Source organism: Dyadobacter jejuensis (genome assembly GCF_003149085.1).
In the GTDB taxonomy this organism is placed as follows: domain Bacteria; phylum Bacteroidota; class Bacteroidia; order Cytophagales; family Spirosomataceae; genus Dyadobacter; species Dyadobacter jejuensis.
In genome coordinates this window covers 1-26,043 of sequence record NZ_QGDT01000004.1, presented here as the reverse complement: position 1 = coordinate 26,043, position 26,043 = coordinate 1, and the positions used below count along the sequence as shown (strand labels likewise).

Sequence of the window (26,043 nt, the reverse complement as noted above, 5' to 3'; positions counted from 1 at the left end):
GCTCTATTTTCCGGCTAACTGCAGTTGGCTCGGTATGATAATTCAGTTCTTATTGGCTTAATTGTTCCTTTATTTTTACTTCTGAAAATTCTGCCGCCAAGCGGTGAATTTCCAAATTGAACTGGGAAAAAGAGAGATCCCATTGTTTGCCTTCACCCTTTTGGTAAGGATACAACCCTGTTTCGTTATGTATCCCACGGGCGTTCTTCTCGACCATTTCCTTCATTTCTTGAGGAACAGAATGGGTATTGCTAAGTTTTGAGAATACCTCCGGTAGTATTTTACCAAAATCCTCTATTCCCAAATAATCCATCCGTCGAAATATGCCCATCAGTGTCATCCATGAACCCGCATCATAACGAAAGGCCTTGTCAAGATCCTCACGGGTAGCGTGGCCCGTTTCCAGCTGATGAAATATCTCCCGATATACGGCATACATCAACCGATTGGTGATAAAGCCTCTTATATCCTTTTTAAGTAAGGTAGGCTCTTTACCCATTCCTTGTGCCAAGGAAAATATTCTTTGGGCGTAGTGGTCGGTGGTCAATCGGCCACAGGTAATTTCCAAAAAGCGAGTCATATATGCTGGCTCAGCAAAATGAATCCCTACGAAGCGTTCGGGGCCCATAATATATTGCTGAAGTTCACTGATGGGTATGGCGGAAGTATTGGTCCCTATGATGCAATCGGAAGTAACCACGGAAGTAATCTTCTGATACACTTCTTTCTTGACTTCCAATTTTTCGATCACACATTCAATAACCACCTGGCACCCAGCCAGTGTTTGATAGTCCTCAGTAATCTGCAAACGCTCATCGAAGTCAGCAACGGAATCGATCAAACCGGCTTGTTCACACAGCCTGAGCTGCCGGGCAACTCGATGCCGGGCCTCATCAAAATCTGAAGGAATAGGCACTATGGCTTGTACGGGATGGCCCGCTATTAATAAGGCGGCCACGATACTACTCCCCATCAGGCCCAATCCCACTACACCCATTGGCGTAGATGCGGCGGTTACTTTAGCTGATTCAATCATAGTTTCGAAACTCAGGAGGGTAATTTTACGATACAGTCTATTTCTACTTTAATGTTTTCTGCCAGTACCGATTGAACCGTTGTACGTGCCGGCTTCATTCCCGGAAAGTAGGAGGCATACACCTCATTATAACGGTCAAAGTCGGCGATATCGGCTAGGTGCGTAGTGCATTTGACTACCTGTTCCATGCTACCACCGGCAGCCTCCACAATAGCCACTATATTATCCATGGTACGCTTGGTCTCTTCTTCTATGGTCCCTAATATAAACTGAGAAGTCTTGAAGTCCACAGCCGCCTGACCACTCACAAAAAGGAAACCATCTACAACGATACCATCGGAATAGGCTCCCGTAACAAACTCAGGGTCACGATCGGGGTGTATTACATTTATCATAAAAAACAAAATATAATTTTATTAATAACTTGATTTACAAAAGTACTTTTATACCACACTTCAATTCTCCTACTTTTATATGGATTCCTAATACTATTTTTTAAAACCATTTTTAAGCATTCATCCCCCCATCCATCAATATGTTTTCCCCGTTAATATACGCTCCAGCCTCTGAGGCCAGCAATACTACCAGGCCCTTTATATCATCCTGATTAGCCATTCGATTCAAAGGAACCTTTTTACAGTAATTCCGTACAAATACCTCAGGTTGATTATTAAAAAGCCCTCCAGGACTGATACAATTGAACCGGACGTTTTTACCTCTATTCATTTTGGCCATATATCGGTTAAGGTTAATCAGCCCCGCATTATGAAAGAAATAATCGGGGGGCAGGTCACCCATATTCTCAGTACCTTCATAATTGCTTAGGTCTGGCCCAAACATTCCCATCATAGAAGCGATATTAATGACACTTCCACCTCCACTGGCGGCGATTAGCTCCGTCATTTGACGCAACAGGTTGACCATCCCCGTGGCATTGGTTTTCATGGATTCGTCGAACTCCGCAATGGGGGCCCCATAACCCTTCATAGGTCGAGACACAGCGTTGTTGACGAAGCCGTCGAGTCGGCCATATACCTCCCTAATTTTTCCACTCAATCGTTCGACTGATTCTGCCTCGGCCTGGTCCACCTCCATAGCCGTAACATCTAGGCCTTTCCCTCTAAAGTGATGAGCCGTTTTCAGGGCTGATTCCAGCCTCCTGGAAGTCGTAATCACGGTGGCGTCGGCTTCTGCCAACCCCTCTACAATACATTGACCATAATTGCCCGACCCCCCGGTTACTACAATCACCTTTCCTTTTAAACTAAAGAGTTGCTTTACATTCATAAGCCATTGGGGCCGACGGTATTCCACCCGGCCTATCGTTAAATGTGTTTTCTATTATATTTTAATATTTAAAGCATCCAAGGCGGCACAAACCACCTATTTTAGAGACTGATAGCGACGCCTCCTTGCTCCCGGCTCTGATGGGCAGCGATGATAATTTCCATAATATGAGCCGTTTTTTCGAAGGGCAGGCGGGGGTTCCCCTCCTCTACCGACCTGATAAACTCGATCAGATTATCCCTGAACATAGCATAAGAGTTTCTGATATCTACCAGCTTCCACCCTTGTTCACCAAATAGGGAGATTTGAAACGTAACACCTATTTGATTGTATAAATGGAGCGTAACATCGGGTCCGTTTTCGAGCTGTAGCTGAACGATTTCTTTATCGAGTGCTCCCAAGTGCCGCACCATACTTGCTTTGGGGTCGTCCAATATTCCGAACAACCCCTCTAGCAGGTGGACCCCATATTTTTTCCAATCTTTTTTGCCTACAGCAGTCACCAGATGTAACTTTCCTAAGCCTGCCAACTCTTGCCGAGCCGTACGGCATTCGCCAGCGTAGCGCATCGAGGAGCAAGACATGATAAACTTCCCTTGGGCATTTTGCTCCGAAAACCACTTCAAGTCCTCAGTAGAATAGGCCAAGGGCTTATCGATGAAGATAGGAACATCCGCTTCTATGAAGGGCTGAGCCATAGCCTTATGATTTTCAGGGTCATCGCGCGCCAAAAGCACGGCGTCGACCTGACCAATCATTTCTTCCATTTTCTCGACTACCGTGGCGATATTGGTTGCCATCGCAATGCGCTCGGATACTGCCCGATCTTGGGTCCATATATGCGTTACCTGAGCGCCGCTTAGTCCAATGGTATCGCGATTGGCCTCCAAATAGGCCGATACGGCCGGGTAGCCTGCACGTGAAATTTCTTCTCCATCGAAGTGACCATTGACAATGGCCGACCACGAATAGGGGTGGGCATTGCCCGGGCTCATTCCTATGATTCCTATTTTAATCGTTTTCATTTAGCATCCAGCAGGCGAAGCCTACTGTTCTTTATGGTTTCTAATCGTTATTTTAACCAGCCCATTTTGTCCCAATAGGGTAAATTCAAAAAATTGGGATCCGGAAAGGCCGCCTCCATAGCCTTTACCAAGGTAGGCCGATCCATATACTTCCCGTTGGCAGTGGCTAATGCTGTATACAAGTATTCGGTTTTATCGATCCCCACCAGTACCGATGAGATAGTGTCAAAGGACAATGCAAAACGAGTGGCCAGGGTGGGTAAATCGGGAAAGTCGGCAGCAATAAACTCCTGGTATTTCCCAATATGACGTTCAACTTCTACCAATTTAGGGTGTAAATCCTTACCACGGTCACTTAAAAGTCCTTTTAATAATACCGATCTAACCACCAACCCTACCCCCTGAGACTGAGCTTCTTGAAAATTGACAGCATGGCGCTGATCCATCAAATTGAATGGCAACTGGATGACATCCCAATGCCCCCGTTCTATGCCTAGTGCCGTTTCGGAGGCCAAATAGGTAGAAGCTCCAGTGGCTCGAATAACCCCTTGTTGCTTCAACTCCTGGAAAGTATCTGCAATCAGGTTGCTCTGTAGTATTTCCTGGTCGGCCTGATGCAACATAAATACATCTATATAATCGGTTTTTAAGGCCTCCAGACTCTCTTTTAGGGAGTTCGTAATAAATTTTTTAAGTTCCGCCTCTGGTAGCAACTGCCCCTGCTGATTCCTAAAATGCCGGCATTTGGTCGCTAGAATAACCTCTTCTCTCCGATCGCCAAAGGCTTTACCCATTATTTGCTCACTCTCCCCGTACATCCTAGCGGTATCGAAGAAATTGATTCCATTGGCCATGGCCTCATGTAGTAGGCTTATGGCCTGGTTTTCAGACAACATATCATTTTTGTCGGCCACGCCAATACCATAAGGCAATCCTATTTCGACGCCTCCAAAGGCCACTTCAGAAACCTCCAGACCCGTTCTGCCTAATATTCTCTTTTTCATTACTTCAGGTATTTCATTCGTTTTCTAGGTACGAGGTAGCCGCCTTACCAGCGCTTTGCGGGTCGAAGGCCTTCAGTAAATCCTGACAGTAGTTTTTGAGCCCTACCACATCGGCCCCCACACTCACAAACTGATAGCCCATGTCAATCAGCTCCTGAAGATTACCGGGGCCACCTACGGTTCCTGCAAACTTGCCATGCTTCCGTGCTGCTTCCGCAACTTTCTTACGTGCAGCTACAAGGTCGGGGTGATCCCATTGGCCTGGACTTCCTATACCTTGACTGAAATCGCCAGGACCAAAAAACAACATGTCATACCCCTCTAAGGCGGCAATCTCGTCTAATTGAGCCAAAGGCTCAGGATCTTCTATTTGCAGGATCACGAAGCGTTGCTCATTCGCCTGTACGAGGTATTCATTAAAATCCAGAGCGGTATAGGAACCGTCCGCATTTCCCCCATCGATCGGCCGTCGGCCAATAGGATGAAAGCGGGTCACCTCCACTACCTTTTTCGCTTCTTCCAAATTCATAATATGAGGCACCATAATTCCGGTGGCGTCGAGCTCTAGTGGGCGTACATAATCGCTATAGCTCCCTCGGGGAACACGCACCAGCAGATCGGTATCATGGCATTTGGTGGCCCATACATTGCCGGCCAAAATAGACCAGTCGGAACCGATATGTTCCTGGTCTGCCCATACACAGTCGAACCCGGTGATCGCCGCTATTTCTGACACCCTTGGGTCCGACAGATTTATCTTTAGGCAGCTTACCACCTCTCCTGCTCGTAGTTTTTGAAGCACTCGACTTTTACGCATTGATTATTGGTTTAGGGACTTTTTCTTCATGTTTTATAATACCAAATATAAGCACCAAAACCCAGCCGGACTATTACTTTTATCCTTAAAACTGATACTATCTTTCACCACCTCTAGAGCTAAGCCCTCAACTTATAAGCACAGGCTAATATTCTATCGAAATACTTCCTATTCCTCTACACGATCGAGTTAAAGCGCTCTATGAATGGGGCACATTGGGGCTTCCTAAAGGTAAAGGTCGTCAAACGAGTGCCTAGCCAGAGCTATCCATTGCCATGCTTACTTAGGGTCACATCGAGCCAACTCAATAATACGCCAGTCCCTATCCCTACCACCAAAGAGCCAGGCATGATCCAAAAGACGGTGATTCCAAATATCTCGTAAAAGGCAATCGCCACAGCCGCCGCTACCGAGGCTAAGCCAGCTAATAGGGTGGCTCTTTCGGTAGCAAATGGAATGAACAGGGCCATAAAAAACAAGACAAACAAAGGTGCCACCAGCAGATTGACCACCTTCATAATGACATCGTACAGATTGCCCGATACATTGGCAATGAATAAGCTCAATAAAATGACGACAAATCCGGTACCATAGGAAATCCACTTCACTTCTTTTAGTGCAGCAGAAGCACTTAATTTTCTTGTTCTAAACCTGTTAAATATATCTTCGGATAGGACTGTGGAAACGGAATTCAGGCCTGAAGACATGCTCGACATAGCCGCCGATAATAAACCGGCAATTACTAAACCCGACATTCCTGTGGGTAACCCTATGAGTATGAATTTGGGAAACAATTGGTCGGCCTGCCCATAAATGGTTTGGCCTGCTTCCATGAGGGCTTGGTTTTTGGTAAAATAAGCCACCATGGCTAGCCCCACTATGGCTAACAAGATATTGGCAAGTACATTGGAATATAGGGATATCCGGAAAGACTTCCGGGCTGTGGCGACATTTTCGGTAGAAAGATACCTCTGAATGGCCAGCTGATCGGAGCCCGTAGTACATACGTACCAAACGGTAGTAGCTAAGAAGATATTCCCCAAGGTGCTCCGCTTAGAGGTATCCAATTCCCATTGCAATTCATCCCAGTGCGCTGGCCACTCCAGGGGTATTATTTCGGCAAATGAGCCCAAATTAATAACCACAACAAGGATACTAACGATAGCCCCGATCAAAAATACACAGGTTTGAATTACATCGGTAACCACCACCGCCTTAAGCCCCCCCATCGTCGTATAAATGATCGTTATTACCATCAATAGCAAGCCAATTAAGGGCACGTAGGCCTCTTCGAATGGGATAATAGCCCTTAAAGCTATATTAACGGTAACATAAATAATAGTGGCCATCCAAAAAAAACGAAGCACTAAAAACATAAAGATTGCAAACATCCGAATGCTTAGCCCAAAACGTAACTCTAGTATTTCATAGGCACTGGTAACGTTCAGGGCCATTATTCTAGGAATTAACCAATAGCCCGCAATAAAATAAATCAGAGGAAATGCCAATACGGATAACAAAACGGCAGGACCGTGTTTGATCATTTCGCCAGGGTACGACAAATACGAAAGCGTACTTAACAAGGTAGCAAACAATGAAATACCTATTGCAGTAGAATTCATCTTCCGTCCCCCCAGCAGATAGTCCTCGCTTGTCTTGATTTTTCGGCTATAAAACCAACCTATTAAGATCATTCCCAGGGCATAAAAGATAATGATGGCCCAGTCGAGCACTTCTAGTCGTTGTCCTAATAAATTATTCAAGAAAACAGTAAACATAAGCGTTGGAATTAGCAAAAAGCTAGATAAAAATTAATAATGATTCAATGCGGTTACAGCCTACCAGCATTTCCACCCACCATCTACGGCGATGGTCTGACCGGTAATATAGGTAGAGGCCGCAGAGAGCAGAAATGCTACCGTACCAGCGATTTCCTCCGGTTGCCCAATCCTACCTAAAGGTGACTTCGAGGAAAGTTTGTCAATAAAGTCGGGTTGTTGATTTTGAACCGAAGGATTCGGAAAAGCTCCCGGTGCAATGGCATTGCAACGAACTTTTTTTGTTCCCCAATGCACAGCCAGATAACGGACCATTTGCTCTAACCCCGCCTTAGCGACGCCGTATTCAATCGGGTTTTTATGGAGAGGTGGGCTGTATATCGAGGGATCTGGAGAGACCGAGCCATACATACTCGAAAATAGCACCAAGCTACCACCGTCATGAGTCGCCATCCGTTGCCCCACCGCCCTGGTAAAAAGAAAAGTAGATGTCAACGAAAGACTGTTTGCCAGGTCAAAATCTGAGGCAGTCAATTCTTCCAAAGTCTTACCAGAAGCGCTAAACGACAGGTTGACAAGTCCATTGGGAATCCCGTGTTTAACAGTTTGCTGCGCAACAAATTCATCTATTAAATGCTGTTCTCTCAGATCAAATGATTCAGGAACGATGTTTTGTCCTTCCGTAAGCCGCTCTACGAATCGCTGTGCCCGATTACCAAGGTCCATACAGACGACCCTAGCCCCCAATTGTTCGAGCAGCAAGGAGGTCGGTTGGCCTAGGTGTCCTGCACCTCCTAATACCCATATCACCTGGTCCCTCAGACTAAAAATTTCTTTACTTATTGACATAGTATCCTAATCGTGCGATTTATTTTTTTGCGGCTAATAGTTCCTTTTGATAATCTGCTTTCGATACGATATCCTCCACGGCCGACGCTCCGAAATAAACCAAAGCCAGAACCCGTCGAGAGCGGGTCAGGCTCTTATTTTGATCGGCCCTATGGATGGTCATGGCATGATGTACCAATACATCGCCAACGTCGACGGGCATAGGGGCTTCATAGGTGAGGTCGCTTGGAATACCATAATCGGTAATCCCCTGAGAGAAACCGAGCGTAGCAGTGCGTCCATGAGGCCGAAGGCCATGCAAATGTGAGCCTTTTACGTATCGCAAACAGCCATTTTCTTGATTGACTTCTTCTAATGGGATCCAAAAAGTAATGGCTTGAGGTGGAGTCAATTTAAAATAATAGCCGTCTTGATGAGGGGGAGTGGGTTTACCCGAACGGGCAGGTTTGTTAAAATACTCCACAAACCGTTTTTTCATCTTTTCCCCCAACAGCACCTCGGCCAGTTCTTCAAAAATACTTCCATGAATCAACTGATGGAAATAGGGATCATAATCAGACAGATGAAAAAGTTGTTTTAAGCTCGTATTGTCCTGATCATTCTCATAGAAGACATGTTCGGGCGGCATTGTTGGAACCGACACTCTAATAAACTCCTCTACTTTAGCTTGTAATTCCCGTGAACGATCTTCAGAAATAAACTGTGATAGCATAACGTACCCATTCCGGTCAAACTCACCTTTCAATGCTTTTAAATCCATTAATTCATCATTTAAATGGGGAGTACTATCGGCTGTCCCTCGTTTCCTCACCGCACATACGTTTAAATCTTTTATACTTTTTAGTGGGTTATTTAATTTCTATAATGGTGCCGGCTATATGTCTGGTACCATTGTCTTTATTGAAGTAATAGGTTACCAATACCCTTTCGTTGTCGAGCTGCACAGGCCAGGAATAGCCCAAATCGCTACTGCCACCGTCATCCCGCAACACGAACTCCTGGGCAGTGGCAAAATCGGTGCATTCCGAATTTAAGATCCGGGCCCGTATGCCATATGGTTTTTGGCGATAGCCATAGGTCAGCAGCACCCGGTTGTCGGGTAAGCGTAGTACATTTAAGGGATGGCCTTGAAATCCCATTTTTTGCCATTTAAAGGTTTCTCCTCCGTCGGTCGACCGGGCGATGCACGCTTGCCCATCCATTCGGGCAGTCCTCAAAAAACCAACCAGGTCTCCTTTGGGTGTCTGATAAATCGAAGACTCATTAAAAGAAGCAGTGCTATCTATAGCCACTACGCTTTTATAAAGCCAGGTAAGGCCTTTGTCGTCGGAGACCAAGAGATGATTGGAGGTTTTTTTGGGGCTATTTGAGTCGGACGCCGCGACTATCCAGTAAATAAGACCGTCCTTTCCTTCGCAAAGAGCCCCTCTGTTATAAGCGGGAAGTGGTTTACCATCGGCCGAAAAGTTTATTTCGGGTTGGATATGTGGGGGATAAATGGGTTGGCTCCAGGTGGCTCCACCATCTGTCGATCGCATCAAATACCCACCCAGAAAAGTAGCCTCCCCCGCCTGAAAGTTAGGCTGTTTCAAATGAGGACGTACTTCCGACTTTACAAATGCCCAGCCATAGCTCGTACAGAGGATCGAGCCATCCTGAAGCTGTAATAAACAGGGATCCTGCGAGCCACCCAAAGGATGGGCATAGAGCAGTTCGGGGGTAGGGCTCCATTGCTCCCCGTCCCTCGATCGAACCATCACGAGATAACTATTGGGATCTACATGGTTGGTATGAGATTCTCCAAATATCTTACGGTCGGGAGCCCTTCTGAATGCCACCACCAATTCCCCATCCGGTCGTTTTATTACAGAAGGGAAGGCTGAAAAATAGGTATCGTCCTTATAAATGACGATATCCTTTATCTTCTTAATAGCGGGTGTTAAAGATACCTCTTTCTTCGATCGATTATCGTCCTCACCACTCATGGCAAAAGCAGGTAGAAAGCTAAAAAGCAAGCCATAAGCAAAGCCTAAGACACTCCAGTGACTTCGAATTGGGAATGGATTCATATACATTTGCGACATCGTTTAGGGATTATATTTGTTCTCGGATATTTTGCACAGAATGGAATCAGAAAAAACCTCTTCTCCAAATCACCTAAGTTTCAGCTCATTGAGAAGGGAGTCGGTCTACTTAAAAATATTTAAACAGACCGCCAAATTATTGGATCGGATATTGAAATGGAATCTTAGGCCAAGTTCAAGTCCTATAGCCCATTTATTATGAATCTTGATGTATTTAAACGGGTCCATTCGGGCATAATAGGGAATCAACAGGCGCTTTCAAGGCCTATGCATTCACATTTGAGAATCAACTTTCCCTGGGTAGTCTTCTTCGTTCCAAGATTGATCGGCTGGTCGGTTATCCCATAAATCCAAACCATTAAAAATTTGCTCGGGATCGTTACCCTGACCAAATTTCTCGGGTAAAGGACGCCAGGTGGCTGGCACCCCGTAGACTAACGAATTGGGGGGTACATCCTTTAGAACGACCGACCCTGCCCCAACAAAGGAGTTGGCACCTATATGTACCCCAGGGCCTATCGTAACCCCTCCCCCAATCACGACGTGGTCATCAATAGTGGCACCCGCCACGGCTTTATTGCGCATGGGAAGTAAGGCATTCAAAAAATTCACTCCAGGGCCTATAAACACCATACTACCAATATGCGTACGACTAGGAATATAGACATTGGACATGATTTTAACCCCCTTTCCAATACTCAGATTCCCTTCTAGGGTAGTGCCATGCAGGACTACTACCCGATCGGCAATTTGACAGGCAGCCCGAATGGTCACCTGATGACCACAACTAAAATGGTCTCCAATTACAGTATCTGCATATATTACACTCCCACTATGAATACGGGCCATTTTTCCAAGAATTAATGGATCTTTCCAGCCGGGATACTGATAGCCCAGCATCACATTTGGCTGAATCTCGGCTCCCTCTCCCAGCTTACAATTCCTCATCTCCATTGTATTTCCCATGTCCTCACTTTAAAAAGTTAACTGGCGCAACCCAGCATCAACACCTAAACATAACCATCGAACCCAAGTGGGGAGCCAAGCGATATTTGGCATCCCCATGAAGGCAGGCAGTGGCTCACTTCCGATGATGCTCGAAGCACCCAATGGCCAATATGGTACCCAACAGTTGCGAAAGCTTGGCACCTACAGATGCGAACTGCTACCGAGCAAACTCTGCCAATTTTTTTACGGCTACTATCGAACAGGCATCTCCTCCTGGAGCCTTATACGGAGGCACATTGCCTCTATACCGAAAATATCCCGCCTGATACTCTCTGTCGTTCACGGCGCTGGCATCCGGAATGTATCCCAAATGTCCGTCGGTATAGCCTGCTGTCAGCACGCAAGGAAGGGCCGCTTCATTTTTTATTTTCAAACCTGTTTTCACGAATGCCTCGTAGGGGAGCCCTACAAATCCTACATCTCCAATACGAGCCACCACTATGCTAATAGGCATGGTAGTGGGTACATTCTTGAGATTTTGGGTCGTGTGCTGTTCCAAAGCCCACACGTACCAGCGGCGTACCGCCTGCACCAAGCTTGCCCGATACACCGGCGAAAGAGCCTTAGGGAAATTCATCCCGACGCATTCGTAAGTATTTTCATCTCCAGCATTGCCCCGTTTCACGAAATCGTCAATAGATTCTAAGTCTTTTCTCAAACTGCTCTCACTTGGCAGTGAAGCCAATGGGATATCCACAGGTTCGCGACTCCATTCGAGTCCTATTCGCTTCGATTTCCGGAGCGATTTGGCAGCAATAATAAAGCTATCTCCTAACTGCTCGCCCAATAAACGAGCCTGCTCTATAGTTCCAGAAAGCATGTGTTTGGAGTTAATGTCGCCACCACAACCCTGAATAAATGCTACTGGAACCCCTCCGAGATGCTTCGAAAGTTTCTCAGAAGCCGCTTGCGGGAATTGTCCATAGCTCATCAACTTTTCGGGGTTATAAGCTGCCACGGGATGGCCAGTAAAGAATGAGAATGCCGCAACGGGTTTTTCTTTCAGATCCTTCAATACGACCACCATTGCTTCCGGGTCTATTAATCCGCGATATCCTTCCCCTACCAGCATTCGGTCTTCCTCACGCATAAAATAGGTCTTACCATTTAAGCGACGCCCACGGCGGTTGTAGGTAATTCTATTCTCTTCGGCTACGCCCCATTCTACAGTTACGGGAACTAAGGACTTGGCTAGCTGATCGGCGGCTGCTTGTAATTTCTTTAAGTAGTCCTGTCCCAGCTCCCATGATAATCGTTGTGGATTCCCGGGCTCAGGAACGTTGACCGTATCGACATTGAGCCAAGGAATGGTGTGATTATGGGATGAGGACGCCACTACCGCCTCTGGGTCTATCTGTAATGTTTTCGACAATATTTGCACACTGGCCTTGTTGAGCGCTCCACCGTCCACACCTAAGGCAGAGGTAAGGTAACAGAGTCGGTTGGCTCCTTCCTCAAATAAAACGAGGGTGGTCTTCAGATCGCCATAAACGACTTCAATTTTGTTTCCTGTTTTGGTATGTCCACTTGGCGTTCCTACTTTCGGCGTTATGGAGAACGTCTGTGCTGAAGCCTTCAGCACATCGGCCGCCATGCTGGCTTCTCCTATCGTTGCCAGAAGAATTATTAATGCTATTAATTTATTTTTCATAATACAAGCTAGTCTAGTAACGTACAAATTGCTTTATGACAGAACCTCCCCTACCCAAAGCGGATATTCCTATGGGGCTGTTCAATGTTTATTCAGTTGATGAGCTGCCTATTCTTCAGAGCATAGCCCTCTTTTTATTAGTTAAACTTAAAGGAGTATAGATCTCCATCTTTCACATAAACTCTTAATCGAACGGGTTTTGAAGCGAATTGCGAGATATCCTCTCCTCCTTTCCACGAAACAATCCTCGTGATTTCATTCCCGATGATCGGTTGGGCATCCTCCAAGGTAAAGCCAGGAATAGGCTTACCATTTTGATCCTGGATTTCAATCTTGATTTCTCCAGCAGCGGAGGTAGAATAATTTATTTCTAGCTGGCTTCCTTTAAATATAAATGGCTTGGTGATTAGCTCTCCACCACTGTAAGGGGCAGTCAGCGAAGTAAAGCCATCCAACCGCATCGAATATCGTTTTAAATGTGCCTTTGGCTGTGCATACTCCTCATTAACATATACAGACATTTCAGTATCACTGGTCTGAACTACATTTAAGGCGGGGTAATTGGAACGAGACACCCAGTTGGCCAACCCCACACCCGGACGAATATAAGATTCCATAAACGTACGATCATACACATTCCCTCCTCGAGAGGTCATAAAAATCGCATCAGAACAGTCCTTATAATATTTGGGATTTACGTCAAGCTTTGCCGCTTGCTCCTCCGATACGACCTGTCTATTGGGCATAAAACGAGCTCCTATGGCCACATAGATATGGGGAGCCCTGAAATATGGACTGGTCTGTTGGGTATATAAATGTTCCAGAGGAGTGTCACCAAAAGTCATAGCCTCCGGTTCGGTCCAATGGATAAAATCAGTAGAGGTGGTACGGCTAACGGATCTAAACCCATGATACCCCTCCCCTGACCAAGTCCTGAAATAACAGACATACTGTCTTTCGCTTTCCGACCAAAAGGCAACGTTTTGAGAATCAAAAAGCCCCTTCGTAAAAACGCTCTCTTGTTGCTTTTTTTTCCAATGAATCCCATCGGCCGACACATAGGCCATTAGCCCGCTTTTCTTGATTCCTCCTATGGCCTTATACCTTTCTTCTGGATTAGCATTGGGATTGGCATCCACGAAGGGACTAAAATTATGGGTCATTGGCGCCTCATGGGCCAGTATCGCATTATTATGTTTCGAACCGTCAATCTCTTTGAGGCCCAAATCAGGCTTTGTCCAGTTCACCCCGTCCACCGATTCGGCATAGCACGTTACTTCTTCGGCTGAGCCGTCTTCTCCGGCATTGCGAACGCCCCGATAATAGGCCCTATAAAGCCCCTGGTCTTTAATGATCGTACAGTAAGCCGAAAAATTCCCTTCCCAAGGATTATCAAATTTTAGTACCTCTCCTTCGTTTCGTGGATGATGTAACTGAAAAGTTGCGTTCTTGAGCTGATCTACCAGATGGTGGTCAACAAACAGTTCACGGCGATTACCGATATCAACGGCTTGTTGAGCCCATGAGGTAGCCCCAGCCGTTATCGTCAACAATAAAAGCAATAATGATTTTCTTTTGAGATTCATCATGTTCGAGGTTAAGTGATACTTCGCTTTCTTAGGATGGTAGTGCTTTTAGCCCTGCGACAGGCTCCATGTTTTATATACAATACGCTGTTAATCATTATACGACAATAATCGCTGGTCCTAGCATCCTCAAAGACTTACGGCTAAAAGGGACAGGTGGGCTATGGTAGCGAATAGACTTAGCCCCATTAACCCCACCTGCCTTTATTCAGAAAACATCCATCCAGAATTACTGATAACTCTAGTCCTTCAACAGTCGTACGGAGAGCCCTGCCGTCATCACAAAACTCGTTTTTTCAAGTCCTGAATGGTCGTAGGAAAGTTTGCGACTGATACTATTGTCCACTAAGTAGCGGGTAGTGCTCCACCAGTACGCCCCCGCTCCCATGTCGAAGAATGGTCCGCCATAGTAGGAAGGCTTCTCATGACTGCGATAACCTGCCGGCAAGCCATTGAAACCACTTTTGTTGGAACCTTGTCCCGATTTTTTCCAACCCTTCGCCGATTTCAAACTTTTACCGGCCAATTTTTCACCACCCAAATGCTCGGCTAACTTCATCCATTCGGCATCAGTAGGCACGTGCCAGCCTTCAGGAGCGAGTTTTCTTTTATCGGACACTGCCCAATAATTGTACAGTTTCCCCATCTGCTTATACTTGACAGGATCGTTATTATAGTAGCACCATGCTGGTGAACCGTCTATGCAGGCCTGCTCCCATTCCTCAAATGTGCTAGCCTCAGGAATAGGGTCGCCATTTCGGAATTTGGCCACATCGAGATTTTCTGCCGTCCATTCCTGATCCCCAATTTTTATAGATTTGGCTTCAAAAGCCGCTTCATTTCTTATCATTGAAAATAGGAGGGGCAGCAAAAAAAGCGGTACAATATGAGTAATTTTCATGGTCAATCTTATTTGAAGCGAATCGAATAGAGATCCGCATCCTTTAAATAAATATGTAAACGAACCGGTTTCGACGACAGTTGGGACAGATCTTTTTCCCCATTCCAGGTCACGGTCCTTACGGTTTCATTGCCGACTAGCTCCGCACATTCTATCATAGAAAAACCTGGAATTTCCTCCCCATGCTCATCTTGAATGGCGATGCGAATCTCGCCGACTGCCGAGGTAGCATAATTGATTTCCAACTCCTTACCCTCGAAGGTAAACGGCTTGGTGATCATCGCCCCCCCTTCATAGGGTGCATTGAGGGCACTGAAACCATCTAGTCTCATAGAGTACCTGCGCAAATGTCCGGTAGGCTGGGCATAATCTTGATTAACATACAGCGACATTTCACTATCTCCTGTCGGCACTACATTCAGCGATGGGTAGTTGGTACGAGCCGACCAATGGTTGAGGCCCACTGCCGGACGAATATAGGCCTCCATAAAGGTACGGTCGTAGGTAGTACCTCCACGTGAGCTCATCAAAAACGGCTCTGAAAGTCCCTTATGCTGGCCAGGGTCTACTTGCAGCCTCTCGAGTTGGTCCAAGGTAGCGATTTGACGATGAGGTACAAACCTGGACCCAATCGCAATATAGATATGTGGAGCCCTAAAATAAGGGCTGGTCTGCTGGGTATAAATATGCTCGAAGGGAGTATCTCCATAGGACATTTCTACTGGCTTGGTCCAGTGTAAGAAATCCTTAGAGGTACTCCTGCTTACCGATCGGTAGCCGAGCTCCCCTCCTCCCGTCCACGAACGGAAGTAGCAAACATACACCTGCTCTGATTCGGACCAAAAGGAGACATTTTGGGAATCCAATAGTCCGTCGGTAATCACCGGCGTCTGGCTAAGCTTGGTCCAATGGACTCCATCTTCCGAAACGAAGGGAATGAGTCCGGAACTATCCGTTCCGCCGAAGGCCTTGTACTTTTGGCTTGCAGATGCTGAAGGATTGGTATCAATAAATGGACTAAAGTTATGCGTCAAAGGCATTTCTTCCAGAATAACGTTATTCTCTTTAGAACCATTGACGGAGACCATATTCAAAATGGGTTTTTCCCAGGCAATCCCATCCTGCGACTCGGCATAGCAAGTATTGTCGATACTTCGACCATTTTTGCCGGGGGTACCGCCCCTATAATAGGCGCGGTACCGGTCGGTATCTTTTAGGATCGTAATATATGCCGGGGCATTCGTCTCCCAGGGCTCATTGAAAGCCATTACAGCTCCCTCATCCCTAGGCGACTTCATGACGAGCTCGGCTCCTTTCAGCTCTTGAATCAAGAATTTATCGACAAAAATCTCGCGCTTACTTCCTAATTCAATAACTGTATCCTCTGTGATGGGCACCACTCCTTTGTAGCTACTTAAAACTATCATAGTTGCGGCTAATACCCATCCAGAAATTTTTAATTTAAACATTTGCAATCAATTTAATTAAAATCAATACCCAGGATTCTGTTCAATAAGGGGCTCCAAACTAAGGATCGTCTCACTTAATGGGAAAAGTAGGTCATTTTGAGTCTTCCCTTCCAAAGAAGGTACCTTTTGTAGGGCCTTGTCGAACCGTACTAAGTCGTACCAACGCTTGCCTTCTTGTAGGAATTCGAAGAGTCGCTCTTGTAGAATAACCTCATCATTTTCTTCTTGCGTACTACTCACGAAGGTATGTGCCTCATAGTTTTCGCCATAGGCTCTTTTTCTGATCAGGTTGATAGCCTCCGAAGGGTCTTGTCCTAGGGCATTTTGAGCTTCTGCTTTCATCAGGACTACATCGGCATAGCGGTAAACAATAAAGTCGTCGTACATTACCCGTACCCCACCACTGATCACTCCTGGCCATTTCTGATCGATGTTGTAGAGCAGGCTCGTAACCCCATCTCTAGTCTGTGTTACTTCAATAAAGCTAGCATCTTTCCTAGAGTCCTCATCAGAAAACTGATCGGTTACGAGAGAAGATAGTTGCCAGTAAACATTTTTACCAGAATAAGGTAATAACTTATCGATAACACTCTGGTCGGTGTAGGGAGCTGTAGGCGAGGCCAAGGCGGTAACCCCACCATAAACAGTACGGGTAGTGGACTCCCCTTCCGCAAATCGAACACTAAGAATCACTTCTTTATTGCCCTTATTGGTGAAGCTAAAGATGTCATTAAAATCTGTTAATAGCTCTACATCACTACTTTCTACTTCAGAAATAGCCTCCAAGGCCTCGGTAAAGTCGGCGGCTCCTCCGCCCAGCTTCTTACCAGACCATAGGTACACATCGGCTTTCAGGGCATTCACAGCCGGCTCCGACCATTTAATGCGACCTTCAGAAAATTCGTTAGTATCAAAAAGTGACAAGGAGCGTTCCAAATCTTCTTTTATTAAAGCGAAAACCTCTGCCTGAGTGGCTCTCTCCTGATATATTTTATCGGGCTCAATACCTTCTGTGGGTTCGGTGATGAGGATAAGGTCGCCCCATACCTTGCTCATGGTAAAATAAACGAAGGCTCTTGTGGCATACGCCTGGGCTAGAATCTCATTCTTCTCCGATTCGGAAGGAAACGAGATATCGGGCACATATTTAATGATCAGGTTGGCATCATGCACTACCGAATACATGGTGGTCCAATCGGGACCGGCGTTTACTTGGCTTAGGTCGTTGGCAAAGGCGTAATAGTTTGCAGAAGGGTCAAAACCGAAGTTCTGTGCCCAAATCTCACTTCTAGCTTCGCCCCAAACAAACATATTGTTTGCTGCTTGCGTACGCAAACGAACGTACATACCGTTGAGTCCACCCTCTGCTTCTTCGGCTGACTTCCAAAATGAAGTATTGGTAATCTGACTGATGGGTGTCAAGGTTAGATCATCGGTGCAGGCAGAGAACATGACAACCGCCATACCGGCTGTCATTAGTTTTCGTATCATGGATTTCATATTAATACTTTTTAAATTTTGAGTAATTCTTAAAACGAAGGAGTCAATTGCAATCCAAAAATGAAGTTTCTAGGCATTGGGAAACGACCCGTATCGGTACCCCCTTCTTCGGGATTCAGACCCGTAAATTTGGTAAAGTACTTTAGGTTATTGGCTGTAGCATGAAACCTCACATTGCTCATTTTTAATTTGTTGGCTATGCTTTCAGGCAACATATAGGACAATGAAATCTCCCTTAGGCATAGAAAATCGCCTTTTTCGTAATAGTTAGAATTACCCCTGTAAAGGTTAGATTTCTGATTCTGATCGGCCCAGTAGTAGCGAGGTATATCGGTGATATCCCCTTGGTTCTGCCACGATCTGGTCACGGCAGCGGATATCGCATTCTGTCCTGAGAAGTTCCCTAACACCCTTGCTTTGGTTTCGTTATAGATCATATGACCCGTGGTATAGTCCATGCGGACGGTAAAACCAAATCCTTTGTAGTTCAGGCGGTTGGTAAGTCCTCCGGTCCAAGTTGGATAAGGGTTACCCATATATACGCGGTCCTGGCTGTCGATGATGCCATTCCCATCGGTATCTTGCCAGTTCACGTCGCCACCATGTTTGGTTTTGTCGGCACCTACTACGAGCATATCCACAGGACCAGCCGCAGCCTCTTCGTCAGTAGCATAGATACTCAGCTGCTTATAGGCATACATATCGCCGATAGTACCCCCTTCTTGCAACCCACCTTTCCACTGGTAAGAGTTTGTGGCTTCGTCCCATACATTGAATCCACCAATTCTATTATTCTCAATACCATTTTCAGGCAATTGAAGGATTTTCATTTTTACATAACTGGCATTGAAGGCGGCAGTCCACTGTACATCCGAAGTTGCTGGGAGTAAACGCGCACTCACTTCCAAATCTAAACCTTTGTTCTCTAGACTCCCCAAATTGGTAAGAATGCTGGTAAAACCTGTGGAACGAGGTAGGGCTAAGCTGGTCAACAAGTTGTCGGTAACTCTTCTATAAACATCCACCGCAGCCGTCACTCGGTTTTGGAACAACCCTAGATCAAACCCGAAGTTTAGCGTTTTGGACTTCTCCCATTGCAAGGCAGGGTTGGCCAAATCGGTATTATAGATGGCCGCAGCTCCATTATAACGCTCACCTACTGCGTAAGATCCTTGAGCCTGATAGTTTCCGAGTCCGCTGATATTACCATTGACCCCGTAACTTCCACGAAGCTTCAAATTAGAAATGCTCGCTGGCATCATATCCCAAAAAGCTTCACGGTGCAAGTTCCAGCCCAAGGATACCCCTGGAAAGAAACCCCATTTATAATCGGCACCAAGATTGGACGCTCCATCGTAACGGGCATTGACAGTGACAAGGTATTTTTGTTCGAAGTTATAATTGAGTCGACCAAAATAACCATATAGCAATTGCTCCGATTCGGATCCAGTAACGCTCCAAGGTGTAGCAGAAGCATTCAAAGTGGGGATCAGGTCGGTACCGGCATTTCTACCCACCGCCGTCAAATCTTTATTGAAGGTTTTAAAGTAAGAATAACCGAGTGTAGCATCTAGGTTATGGCTATTGCCAAAGGTTTTGGAATAATTCAGTACGGCATCTGCCTGATGTTGCACCTGGGAAATCTGCGAGGTAGTGGATTCCCGGTTTTCGTTCAATACCAAAGGACCATTCAGATAGGATTTCAAGAAATTCCTAGTCGAGAAGGTATTATTGATTAAGGAGAGCTGTGGCCTAAAGGTCAAACCAGGAAGTATATCCAGTTTTGAACCTACCACAACCATATAATTGTTGCGAATCCGCTCAGAGTCGTAGCGACTAATATAATAAGCAGGGTTACCGTTGGTGAATAAACGTCCAGGAGCGAGACTGCCATCCTCAAATTGGTATTTAGAGGTTTGGGCCGTATTGATATTATTTTTAAACACTACCCCTACATTCGGAACCTGGTTATCGTCTACATTGGCATAATTCAGACGTCCAAAGAAGTTTAGCTTTTTAGAAACCTGTACATCCCCATTCAAATTCAGGGTAAGTCTTTTATAATCCGTATTTATGGCAATACCTTGGCTGTTTAAGTAGCCTAAGCCCATGCTATATTTTACTTTTTCGGTACCACCCGATACATTCAAGTTATGATCGTGGGTATATGCCTGACGGAAAACCGTTTTCTGAAAATCAGTGGCTTTGAAAATCAAATCTTTGGTAGGATCCAGGGGATCGGGAGTCGTTTCCCACATGGCTCCCCACTGGTCGGCTGGCAGGTCTAACAAATAGCTATTGTCTGGAGACAAATACATGGTAGTAAAAGCCGTATTATTGGTGAGGTCGTTGCCTGTACCACCGGCATTGGCTTGGGTAAGGAAGTCGAGCACCGAAGGCGATTTCACCCCACTGGCAGCTATCCCCATCCGCATAAATTTGATAAAGTCCTTTCCACCAGCCAAATCATAAGTATTTCCCACCTTTGAGGAGGTAAGGTTGTAGTTATAACGCACTTGGGTAGTACCTACTTTACCCGACTTAGTCTCCACGATAATTACCCCGTTAGAAGCCCTCGCACCATATATAGAGGTAGAGGCTGCATCTTTTAACACTTGAATGGACTCAATATCCGCTGTGTTGATATTGTCCATGTCCGAGCGGATTACCCCATCGATTACATATAAAGGAGTGGAACCGTCCGGATTGTCTATAGAAGTCCCTCCCCGTAGGATAACCCGCGGTGAAGCACCGGGCTGTCCAGAAGTACTCTGAACCCGAAGTCCGGAAATGGTCCCTTGAAGAGCGGAGGCAGGACTGGCAAAAGTCACATTTTCGAACACCTTCGTGTCCAACTTGGAAATGGAGGTGGTTACCGTCTCTCTCGACTGGCTTCCATACCCCACCACTACGAGTTCCTTAAGCTCCGATACATCGGCCACCAAGGACACGTCGATTGTAGAACGATTGCCAACTACGATCTCTTGACTTTCATAACCAATAAATGAAAAGATCAATGTAGCATCATCGGAAGCTACATTGATCTTGTAGTCTCCGTTCGAATTGGTACTCGCACCAATTAAAGTCCCCTTCAATTGGATGTTTACTCCAGGTAGCGGCTCGTTGTTTTCATCCATTACCTGACCAGATATACTCCGACCTGCCTGTTGGGCAGAAACCGGTTGACCAGCAATCGTCAGTAAGGCAAGGACAAAAAGAACAGGCTTACAAAGAAAACGATATAATAAAATTTTCTTTTGCATAACATTAGGCTTATAAGGTTTTATAATTTTAAGTTTCTACAAAATTAAGTTTTGGGATTTCCACAGTCTGCTACTTTCATGTGCATTTATAATACTATTTTTCAAAAGTATTGGCAAAGCGCTAAGGCATCTAAAATCCACGGTAATAAACCTTATAATATACCAGAATAGCCATATTTTATATGGCTATTAGTCCTTTTCCTAAAAGAACCTACATATACCAAGTTATTCATTCAGTCCAATATCATTCCTAATTCCTGCCTAAACGGGCCGGACATAAGATGGTCTCCAAACCCAAGGAACCGTACCCAAGTCACGAACTCCCATGGACGTACAACCTTTATATTGGACCGTCTGAAAGCAGGGCGACACCTAGGGGTACATAAAAAGATCTACCGTGTGTACCCAGAAAGTCGCGGTACACACGGTAGATCGTACTGTGTCAATACAATGGTTCTACGGGTTCAACTCAATCAACTCAACAGTCCGTCCGTCAATTTTTGCCATTCCCATTTCGAGTAAAACGCCATCCCCACCATCCCGACTAGCCTATTGCGTAGCTCATCGGTAACGTTCTCCGAAGTTTTATTGAGGCTAATATTTTTGTCGTAGATGGCCGCAGTTATTCTAGTCCCCTCTCGGGTAATGGTAAAACTACTGGTAGACTCGGGGCTATAGAAATGCGCCACCGCCGTATCGTCATTGGTAGGGTTGGCCATCGGCCGCACCATCATCCCTATACTGTCCACGTTGGGCGCTACATATTCTTTTACCAGCTCCACACTCACCCAATCTCTTCCCTCGCCCGTTGCGGTACCTGGGCCGGGTATATCGATGCTCAAACAATTTCCCTCCTCCACCGACTGCGACAGGGGGTTCCCCTGGGCATCGGTCACCTGAAAATCAACTAAGGGCTGCTGGGTAAGTTTATTCCAGTTATTGACATCGAGCAACCGATGGCTCGCCAACTCGAACATGGTAATGGCCGCCTCTACCGATTCAAAGCTACGCGTCGTTTGGGCCACAATCTCCTGCCCCGTGCATTGAGCAGGGACGGTACCGGTTTCATTATGTTCCTTCATAGTATTTCTTAATTATTCATTAATTCCAGTTCCTGCTCTTGATAAACTTCCTCAATCGGCTGCCCCTCCGAATCGTTCAGGGAGCATATAACCCGCCGCCCTGCCCCTTCCTGACCATCCTCTACATAACCGAGGACCGTCATGGCCTGGGTACCACGCACCTGTTTCACCCAATCTCCTTCCTTAAATTTTTCCTGTTCCATATTCATGATTTTTATAGGGGTTCATTTTATAACCAAATCGATATGTGGGGTCCAATCGGCCTCCCCGTAAGCTTATCTTAACTGCGCAATAGATTCATCATTAGATCCAAATTAAAAAACTGTTCCACCCCTTTGATTTGCCTCCCCCACCCACTTCGAAAGTGGCACAGAAATTATACTACGCCCCTATAGCCTATACCTTTTGAACATAAATATTTATGGAGACACCTATTGCCAATAAAATTCAATGTACAGCCCCCGGAATGGAGCGGAGCGTCTGGCCGGGAAAACCCTATCCATTAGGAGCACATTGGGATGGGGAAGGGGTGAATTTTGCCCTATTCTCAGAAAATGCGAGCGCAGTGATGCTCTGCCTATACGACTCCGACAACCAAGAGGAGTTCGTGGTCAGAATAGAAGAGGTCACCCACCATATATGGCACTGCTATCTTCCGGGCATTCGGCCAGGGCAACTCTACGGTTATAGGATCGATGGCCCCTATGCACCAGAAAAAGGCCTCCGATTCAATGTCAACAAATTGCTGATTGACCCTTACGCCAAGGCGATTTCGGGGACCATTGCCTGGGACGACGCCCTTTTTGGGTATCAAATAGGCCATAGCGAAGAGGACTATAGTTTTAGCGAAACGGATAGTGCGCCCTTTATGCCTAAGTCGGTGGTGGTCGACCCGCATTTTGATTGGGGCCAGGCTCGCCACCCTAAGATACCCTATCACGATACGGTTATCTATGAAGCGCATGTAAAAGGACTGACCTACCAACATCCCGGCATCCCTGAGGACATCCGGGGAACTTATGCAGGTCTGGCGCACCCGGTTATGGTCGACTATCTACTATCGTTAGGAATTACCACCGTTGAGTTAATGCCCATACATCATTTCGTGAGCGACCGACATCTGGTAGATCAAGGCCTCACCAACTATTGGGGCTATAATACCCTCGGTTTTTTTGCTCCAGATGTGCGTTACAGTGCTTCGGGCTCGCATGGGCAACAGGTTCATGAATTCAAAAGCATGGTCAAAGCCCTACATGAAGCCGGTATTGAAGTAATACTCGATGTAGTATACAACCATACTGCCGAAGGCAACCACCTAGGCCCCACACTTTCCTTCAAGGGAATCGACAATCCGGCTTATTACCGATTGAGTCAGGAAGATCCCCGTTATTATGTCGATTATACGGGAACGGGCAACACCCTCAATACCCGCCTACCCTATGTACTCGGACTGGTAATGGACAGCCTGAGGTACTGGATTACCGAAATGCAAGTCGATGGTTTCCGCTTCGACCTGGCCTCTTCTTTGGCTCGCTCACTACATGAAACGGACACACTCAGCTCATTTTTCAATATCATTCATCAGGACCCCATTATTTCGCAGGTAAAGTTGATCGCCGAACCTTGGGACATCCATGAAGACGGCTATATGGTGGGCAAGTTCCCGGTGGGATGGGCCGAATGGAACGGCATGTACCGCGACTGTGTTCGGGACTTTTGGCGGGGTGCAGATAGCAAATTAGCCGAGTTCGCTAAAAGATTTACTGGAAGCGCCGATCTATACCAAGGAGGCTACCGTAGCCCTACGGCCAGCATCAACATGGTGACGGTTCATGATGGGTTTACGCTCAACGATCTGGTGAGCTATAATGACAAGCATAATGAAGCCAATGGGGAAGGCAACCGCGATGGAGCCAATGATAATAATTCGTGGAATTGTGGAGAGGAAGGCCCCAGCGACAACCCAGAAGTGATCAGGTTGAGAAACCGCCAGAAACGCAACTTCCTGACCACCTTGTTTCTCTCCCAAGGGGTACCCATGCTCGTAGCAGGCGACGAGCTGGGCAAGACCCAACAAGGCAATAACAACGCTTATTGCCAGGATAACGAGATATCCTGGATCGACTGGAATACCGTCGACGAGTCCCTGCTACGCTATTCCCGGGAATTAATCCAATTCACCAAACTCCACCCCTCTTTTAAACGTAAAAGGTGGTTCCAAGGCATCCCGCTCGAAGGCTCAGAGCTGGAGGACATCCGCTGGTACCTGCCCGATGGCAACCTGATGACCGATGAAAACTGGGAACACGACTTTGCCAAGTCTTTGGGCGTTTACCTCAATGGAAAGGGCATCCGATGCCGGAGCGAGGATGGAACGGAAATTGCGGATGATAGCTTCTATATTCTCTTTAATGCCCATTATGAGCCAGTGAACTATACCGTACCTAACGTGCGGGAGGGTAATGTATGGCATAAGGTGATTGATACGCAAGAAGCACTGGTAGGCAAGCAGGAAATAAAGATGACCGCAGGGTCAATACTAGAAGTCCCCGGCAGGTCCATTATCGTTCTCACCAGCTCCATTTCATAAATATACACAGTGGCTGTCTTCCTTAAGGCAGTCACTTTTTTTGCCCCTTAGTTATTTGAGGAGCATGCTGCTAATTGATAAAAAGTATATATTCCGGTTAAAGGGTGCGGCGTACTCCCGTCCAATCATTCCCATGGTCGAGCTTGCACCGCACGCATATATTTTCTCCTTACCGGGAAGTATTTTGACTCCTATCATTTCATCAAATATATACTATCATATTTGACCGTTATTGTATAGTTAAACGGCTATGCATAGTTTTGCAACTATAATTTTTATAGTTGTATGAGAGCTTGTTTAAAAAATCAATTGATAGTTTAGGCTGTAATTGGGCTACAGGCGAGCGTCGGTCGCTGTGTTAAGTTTTTCGTGACGGTTCGTCGCACGATAGCTAAGGCTATCCCTGCAAAATTTACCTTGTTTCGCTCAAAACCTATGCGATAAACCATTCAATCAATAAAATTTAAACAGGCTTTAAGCCATGGGATTTTCTGCAAGCAGAAAAATAAATGGATCTATAAAAGAAATATAGCAAGCACTTACCCCCCCTTTTAATACTTATTCAATCATCATAAATAAGAGGACTAATTGCCTCTAACCTAATTGTAATGACAAAAACCAGTATCAATATCCTTATTATTTTAGGAGGCTTGATTTCCTGTATGAATCCCAATAGGAAACAGCAGGCTCTCGATTTCACAGAGAACAAAAATCCAACTAATAAGGTAGTATTAAGTTCTGAAATTGTATGGGAAAAATTAAACCCAGCAAGAGGGGAGCAAAGCCCTCAAGCTGGTACCATTTGGGGAGATCGAAAAGGAGAGATAGCCACAGGTTTTTTAGCAAAATTTACCGACGGCTTTTCATCACCGCCACATATTCATAATGTCACCTATAGAGCTGTGGTTATAAAGGGGATGATTCACAATGATGATCCCAAAGCTGAAAATATGTGGATGAAAACTGGCTCGTTTTGGACCCAACCTGTCGGAGAGTCACATATTATGATACTCCCTCTTTATAGGACCAAAATATTATTTTTTTTCTTTTTCAACTGCCTATTCAGTTTATTCTTTGGTTCTGTCAAGGCTTCCGACCTCTGGGAGGAATTTA

Annotated in this window: 21 protein-coding genes; 2 read left to right on the top strand and 19 right to left on the bottom strand. The window is 45.8% G+C overall.

Annotated features, from left to right (window positions below):
• Nucleotides 1-49 precede the first annotated feature (49 nt).
• From CLV98_RS09265 to CLV98_RS09175, 19 genes are all read right to left on the bottom strand, one after another.
• On the bottom strand, nucleotides 50-1,036 hold the full coding sequence (locus CLV98_RS09265; protein WP_109674054.1) for a 3-hydroxyacyl-CoA dehydrogenase family protein: 987 nt from the start codon (nucleotides 1,034-1,036) through the stop codon (nucleotides 50-52).
• 11 nt (nucleotides 1,037-1,047) lie between these two features.
• Nucleotides 1,048-1,431 (bottom strand): RidA family protein, encoded by a 384-nt coding sequence (locus CLV98_RS09260; RefSeq protein ID WP_109674414.1) that lies wholly within the window; start codon nucleotides 1,429-1,431, stop codon nucleotides 1,048-1,050.
• A 112-nt stretch (nucleotides 1,432-1,543) separates the two neighbouring features.
• Nucleotides 1,544-2,323, bottom strand: coding sequence for an SDR family oxidoreductase (locus CLV98_RS09255; RefSeq protein WP_109674053.1), 780 nt, complete (start codon nucleotides 2,321-2,323; stop codon nucleotides 1,544-1,546).
• Between the two features lie 101 nt (nucleotides 2,324-2,424).
• Nucleotides 2,425-3,348, bottom strand: coding sequence for a Gfo/Idh/MocA family protein (locus tag CLV98_RS09250; RefSeq protein WP_109674052.1), 924 nt, complete (start codon nucleotides 3,346-3,348; stop codon nucleotides 2,425-2,427).
• Nucleotides 3,349-3,395: 47 nt separating this feature from the next.
• Nucleotides 3,396-4,352, bottom strand: a complete 957-nt coding sequence (locus CLV98_RS09245; RefSeq protein WP_170120674.1) for an aldo/keto reductase — start codon at nucleotides 4,350-4,352, stop codon at nucleotides 3,396-3,398.
• A gap of 13 nt (nucleotides 4,353-4,365) precedes the next feature.
• Complete coding sequence (locus CLV98_RS09240) at nucleotides 4,366-5,169, bottom strand: HpcH/HpaI aldolase family protein (protein WP_109674051.1); 804 nt, start codon at nucleotides 5,167-5,169, stop codon at nucleotides 4,366-4,368.
• A gap of 263 nt (nucleotides 5,170-5,432) precedes the next feature.
• Nucleotides 5,433-6,947 carry a sodium:solute symporter family transporter gene (locus CLV98_RS09235; RefSeq protein WP_109674050.1) on the bottom strand — a complete coding sequence of 505 codons (1,515 nt, stop codon included), beginning with the start codon at nucleotides 6,945-6,947 and terminating at the stop codon, nucleotides 5,433-5,435.
• Nucleotides 6,948-7,007: 60 nt separating this feature from the next.
• Nucleotides 7,008-7,796 (bottom strand): SDR family oxidoreductase, encoded by a 789-nt coding sequence (locus tag CLV98_RS09230; RefSeq protein ID WP_109674049.1) that lies wholly within the window; start codon nucleotides 7,794-7,796, stop codon nucleotides 7,008-7,010.
• A gap of 19 nt (nucleotides 7,797-7,815) precedes the next feature.
• Complete coding sequence (locus CLV98_RS09225; protein ID WP_109674048.1) at nucleotides 7,816-8,556, bottom strand: phytanoyl-CoA dioxygenase family protein; 741 nt, start codon at nucleotides 8,554-8,556, stop codon at nucleotides 7,816-7,818.
• Between the two features lie 88 nt (nucleotides 8,557-8,644).
• Nucleotides 8,645-9,871, bottom strand: coding sequence for a sialidase family protein (locus CLV98_RS09220; RefSeq protein ID WP_229203289.1), 1,227 nt, complete (start codon nucleotides 9,869-9,871; stop codon nucleotides 8,645-8,647).
• A 282-nt stretch (nucleotides 9,872-10,153) separates the two neighbouring features.
• On the bottom strand, nucleotides 10,154-10,846 hold the full coding sequence (locus CLV98_RS24055) for an acyltransferase (RefSeq protein WP_109674047.1): 693 nt from the start codon (nucleotides 10,844-10,846) through the stop codon (nucleotides 10,154-10,156).
• A gap of 199 nt (nucleotides 10,847-11,045) precedes the next feature.
• Nucleotides 11,046-12,539, bottom strand: a complete 1,494-nt coding sequence (locus tag CLV98_RS09210; protein WP_109674046.1) for a hypothetical protein — start codon at nucleotides 12,537-12,539, stop codon at nucleotides 11,046-11,048.
• 137 nt (nucleotides 12,540-12,676) lie between these two features.
• On the bottom strand, nucleotides 12,677-14,128 hold the full coding sequence (locus CLV98_RS09205) for a glycoside hydrolase family protein (protein ID WP_109674045.1): 1,452 nt from the start codon (nucleotides 14,126-14,128) through the stop codon (nucleotides 12,677-12,679).
• Between the two features lie 238 nt (nucleotides 14,129-14,366).
• The gene (locus CLV98_RS09200) at nucleotides 14,367-15,026 is read right to left on the bottom strand and encodes a fibrobacter succinogenes major paralogous domain-containing protein (protein ID WP_109674044.1); all 660 of its coding nucleotides are present in this window, start codon (nucleotides 15,024-15,026) and stop codon (nucleotides 14,367-14,369) included.
• A gap of 8 nt (nucleotides 15,027-15,034) precedes the next feature.
• A complete protein-coding gene (locus tag CLV98_RS09195) occupies nucleotides 15,035-16,495 on the bottom strand; it encodes a glycoside hydrolase family protein (RefSeq protein WP_109674043.1) in 1,461 nt (486 codons plus the stop codon).
• A gap of 21 nt (nucleotides 16,496-16,516) precedes the next feature.
• Nucleotides 16,517-17,986: a RagB/SusD family nutrient uptake outer membrane protein gene (locus tag CLV98_RS09190; protein ID WP_109674411.1), complete on the bottom strand. Its 1,470-nt coding sequence runs from the start codon at nucleotides 17,984-17,986 to the stop codon at nucleotides 16,517-16,519.
• A gap of 38 nt (nucleotides 17,987-18,024) precedes the next feature.
• On the bottom strand, nucleotides 18,025-21,258 hold the full coding sequence (locus CLV98_RS09185) for a SusC/RagA family TonB-linked outer membrane protein (protein WP_109674042.1): 3,234 nt from the start codon (nucleotides 21,256-21,258) through the stop codon (nucleotides 18,025-18,027).
• A 473-nt stretch (nucleotides 21,259-21,731) separates the two neighbouring features.
• A complete protein-coding gene (locus CLV98_RS09180) occupies nucleotides 21,732-22,340 on the bottom strand; it encodes a hypothetical protein (protein ID WP_109674041.1) in 609 nt (202 codons plus the stop codon).
• Nucleotides 22,341-22,348: 8 nt separating this feature from the next.
• Nucleotides 22,349-22,543, bottom strand: a complete 195-nt coding sequence (locus CLV98_RS09175) for a hypothetical protein (protein WP_146202251.1) — start codon at nucleotides 22,541-22,543, stop codon at nucleotides 22,349-22,351.
• 218 nt (nucleotides 22,544-22,761) lie between these two features.
• On the opposite strand from CLV98_RS09175, the gene glgX reads away from it, so the two are divergent.
• Both glgX and CLV98_RS09165 read left to right on the top strand, forming a co-directional pair.
• A complete protein-coding gene (gene glgX / locus CLV98_RS09170; RefSeq protein ID WP_229203288.1) occupies nucleotides 22,762-24,930 on the top strand; it encodes a glycogen debranching protein GlgX in 2,169 nt (722 codons plus the stop codon).
• A gap of 608 nt (nucleotides 24,931-25,538) precedes the next feature.
• Nucleotides 25,539-26,043: DUF4437 domain-containing protein (locus tag CLV98_RS09165; protein ID WP_146202250.1), on the top strand; the 505-nt coding region annotated here is incomplete at its 3' end.